Source organism: Neotabrizicola sp. VNH66, assembly GCF_049445895.1.
GTDB lineage: Bacteria > Pseudomonadota > Alphaproteobacteria > Rhodobacterales > Rhodobacteraceae > Pseudogemmobacter.
On sequence record NZ_JBMSDW010000045.1, the window covers coordinates 1 to 2716 of the forward strand.

Genomic DNA, 2716 nt, shown 5'->3' on the forward strand with positions numbered 1-2716 from the left:
GTATGCGCCGTCTCTGCCCCATTGATTTTGCGCGTGTTCTATCGCGGCCGCAGCCTTCAGAAGGAGGGTTGAAGCTGGAGGAGCGCGCGGATGCCGGATGGTGGAGACGGATTTGTCGGTCGCTGCGAGGTGGTGGAGCCTCGGCGGAGGAACCGGCGCTGGCCTGACGATGTGAAGGCCCGGATCGTGGCGGAGAGCCTGCAGCCCGGTGTTCGCGTGGTGGATGTCGCGCGGCGTCATGACATGCAGGCCCACCATCTTTCCGAATGGCGTCGGCAGGCGCGGCAAGGGCTGCTGACCCTGCCGGCGGATCTGTTGGCGAGGCCTCGATCATCCTGCGACACTCCCTCGGAGCCGAATTTTGTGCCCTTGGCGATTGAAGCGCGTTCTGACCTGCCGGCAGAGACCTCAGTCCTTGCTCAGGCTGGTGAGCCATCGGCTGGTATCATGACGGTGGAAATCGGGGCCGATGTCGTGCTGCGGGTTCCGGGCGATGTTGCGGTCGACCGGATAGCGGCCGTGGTTCGAGCCCTGCGCGGGGCGTCATGATCGTCGCCGGGCAGCGTCTGCCGATCCTGATCGCGACGAAGCCGGTCGACTTCCGGTGTGGCCATCAGGCGCTGGCGCTGATGGTGCAGACCGAGCTCAAGCTCGACCCGCATTCCGGGGTGACGGTGGTGTTCCGCTCGAAGCGTGGCGACAGGTTGAAGATCCTGGTGTGGGATGGCACCGGCATGGTTCTGATCTACAAGGTCCTGGAACAGGGCAGCTTTGCCTGGCCCAAGGTTCAGGACGGGGTGATGCGGCTGTCCCGGGCTCAGGCGGAAGCTCTGTTCGAAGGTCTGGATTGGCGCCGGACAGTTGCGCGCCGGGTGCAGCCGCCGACTGCGGCAGGATGACTCACCGGGTCATTTTTGGCGTTGTTTTATTGTCGTTTTGTCTCGGATCGGGTAGGACGGCGCATGCCGCCGCCCTTCGATCTCAGCCAGTTTCCAGACCTTCCACCCGAGGTGGCGAAGGCCTTTGCCGCGATGCAGTTCGAGCTCTCGGTCGAGCGTGCAGCGCGCCAGCATGAGCAGGCTGTGGTGGCCGAGAAGGATGCCTTCATCACCGCGCTGCAGGCGCTGATCGAGAAGCTGGAAGGCCAGGTTCTGGATTACCGGCGCACGAAGTTCGGGCCGAAATCCGAGAAGCTGGACCTGGCGCAGTTGGAACTGGCGCTGGAGGATCAGGAAACCGCCATCGCCGAGACCCAGGCACAGATCGCGGCCCTTGAGGAGAGGATGGCGGCCCGCGAACCGGACCCTGAGAAACGTATGCCGCGAGCGCCCCGCAAGGCGCGTGCGCTGCCCGAAAGCCTGCCGCGCGTCGAGCGCATGGTCGAGCCTGACAGCATTGCGTGCCCCTGCGGCTGCGGGGACATGGTGCGGATCGGCGAGGACCGGACCCAGCGGCTGGATTACATTCCGGCACGCTATCAGGTGATCGTCACCGTCCGCCCCCGCTATGCCTGCCCCAAAGGGCGCGCGGGCGTGGTGCAGGCCAAGGCACCCGCACATCTGCTGGAGGGGAGCTGGCCGACCGAGGCGCTGCTCGCCCAGATCGCGGTGTCCAAACATTCCGAGCACATGCCGTTGAATAGACAGGCCGTGGTCATGGCGCGGCATGGCGTGCCGATCGACCGGTCGGTTCTGGCCGACTGGATGGGCCGGACCGGCGCCCTGATCGCGCCGGTGGTCGAGCATATGGCCAAGCGATTGATGGCCGACAGCACCCGGCTTTATGTCGATGAAACGACCGCCCCAGTGCTCGACCCGGGGAAGGGAAAGACGAAGACCGGCTACCTCTGGGCGGTCTTACGAGACGACCGGGGGTGGGGCGGCACCGCCCCGCCTGGCGTGGTGTTCCACTACCGGCCGGGGCGGAAGGGCGAGTATGCCGCCGAGATCCTCGACGGCTTCAACGGCACGATACAGGTCGATGCCTATGGCGGCTACTCTCACCTCGCCACACCGAAGCGCACAGGGGGCGATCCATTGCGGCTGGCCTTCTGCTGGGCACATGGGCGGCGCAAACTGATCAAGGCCAAGCCGCAGAAGGGCTCGCCCATCGTCGACGAGGCCCTGCTGCGCATCGCGGCGCTCTACAAGATCGAGGAGGCGATCCGCGGGTCAGATCCCGACCATCGCCGGGCCGTCCGGCACGAATTGTCCTGCCCGCTGGTCGACGAGTTCTTTGCCTGGCTGGCGGCCCAGGCCAAGCGCGTCTCGCGCAAATCCGACCTCGGCGAGGCCATGGCCTATATGCTGAAACGTCAGGACGGCTTCCGGCTGTTCCTGAACGACGGCCGCGTCGACATCGACTCCAACCTCGTCGAAAACGCCATCCGCAGCCCGGCCATGAACCGCCGCAACGCACTCTTCGCCGGCCATGACGAGGGGGGCCGGAACTGGGCCCGCTTCGCCAGCCTGATCGGCACCTGCAAGATGAATGGCGTCGAACCCTACGCTTACCTGCGCGATCTCTTCACCAGCATCGCCAAGGGCCACCCGGCCAAGGATATCGACGCGCTGATGCCATGGGCCCATGCCCTACATGCGACGCCTGACGAAATGAGCTCATCAAGTAGCCCACTGTGAGCTACGAACAGACCTCTGCCATCACTCCGAACTCGCCGTGCAAGCGATAATCCAATGGGGCGCGGCCGCCGCATACG

Annotated in this window: 3 protein-coding genes; all 3 read left to right on the forward strand. The window is 65.4% G+C overall.

Annotated elements, in window-relative coordinates; translation table 11 throughout:
• The first annotated feature begins 90 nt into the window (after positions 1-90).
• The 3 genes from tnpA (at position 91) to tnpC (ending at position 2639) form a co-directional block, all read left to right on the forward strand.
• On the forward strand, positions 91-549 hold the full coding sequence (gene tnpA / locus ACO2Q5_RS23800; RefSeq protein ID WP_423295695.1) for an IS66-like element accessory protein TnpA: 459 nt from the start codon (positions 91-93) through the stop codon (positions 547-549).
• Positions 546-899, forward strand: a complete 354-nt coding sequence (gene tnpB / locus ACO2Q5_RS23805; RefSeq protein ID WP_377406503.1) for an IS66 family insertion sequence element accessory protein TnpB — start codon at positions 546-548, stop codon at positions 897-899. Before tnpA ends, tnpB begins: the two co-directional genes overlap by 4 nt.
• A 63-nt stretch (positions 900-962) precedes the next feature.
• Complete coding sequence (tnpC, locus tag ACO2Q5_RS23810; RefSeq protein ID WP_423295698.1) at positions 963-2639, forward strand: IS66 family transposase; 1677 nt, start codon at positions 963-965, stop codon at positions 2637-2639.
• The last annotated feature ends 77 nt before the right edge of the window (positions 2640-2716 follow it).